At 32.6% G+C, this 849-nt stretch carries 1 protein-coding gene; it reads left to right on the forward strand.

Annotated elements, in window-relative coordinates; translation table 11 throughout:
- Positions 1-159: 159 nt before the first annotated feature.
- A complete protein-coding gene (locus DMB91_RS08735; RefSeq protein WP_052043187.1) occupies positions 160-732 on the forward strand; it encodes an outer membrane beta-barrel protein in 573 nt (190 codons plus the stop codon).
- The last annotated feature ends 117 nt before the right edge of the window (positions 733-849 follow it).

Below are 849 nucleotides of genomic sequence, written 5' to 3' on the forward strand. Positions count from 1 at the left end.
TTTTTCACTCATCTTTATCAAATTCACTCATCTTTTCAAACAAACTTAATCTTTTTTTAAAAAATTCTCATTTTTTTGTAATTTTTAAAGCTATTTAAGTTTATATTAAGTGTGAGGGGATAGAATTTTTCTCATTTTACTTTTTATGAAAGGTGTAACATGAAAAAAGTTTTAACAAGCTTTGCTCTCGTTTCAGCTCTAGCTTCTTCAGCAGCTTTATCAGAACAATCAGGTGCTTTTGGTGGTATTGACGGAGGTTATGCTTCACACAAAGCAGATGATGATAGTGGATATAGTGGCTTTCGCTATGGTTTAGTTGGCGGTTATAAATACTTCCTCGATGAAAACTTAGGGTTTAGAGGTTATGCAAATCTTACTTTTGGAACTAAAGCTACTAAAGGTAGTAACAATCCTCAACTTGAAAGATTTGACTTAGGCGTAAATGCTGATGTGCTTTATAACTTCTTAAGAAGTGGGGATCTTGAGTATGGTGCTTTTGGTGGTTTAAGCCTTGATTATGCAAACAATAAATTCAAAGTCAAAAATTATGGTGATGCAAAAGCAAATGGTTTTGATCTTGGTATCAATCTTGGTTTAAGAATGAACTATACTCAAACTCATGGTTTTGAACTTTGGAGTAGATTTGGTCTAGTTGGTCCTAAATTTGATGAAGGCGATGGTAAAGTTAAACAACCTTATGCTGTAGGACTTCGCTATACTTTTAATTTCTAAAACAAGCTTTTTATAGATTTGTTTGAAAGCTTTCAAAGTGTGATACAAAACTTAACTTTCTAAATCCTTAAACTACCCCTCGTTTAATAATTGATCTGGGGTAGTTTATGTTGGTGG

Origin of the sequence: Campylobacter sp. MIT 97-5078 (assembly GCF_006864455.1) — a bacterium.
GTDB lineage: Bacteria > Campylobacterota > Campylobacteria > Campylobacterales > Campylobacteraceae > Campylobacter_D.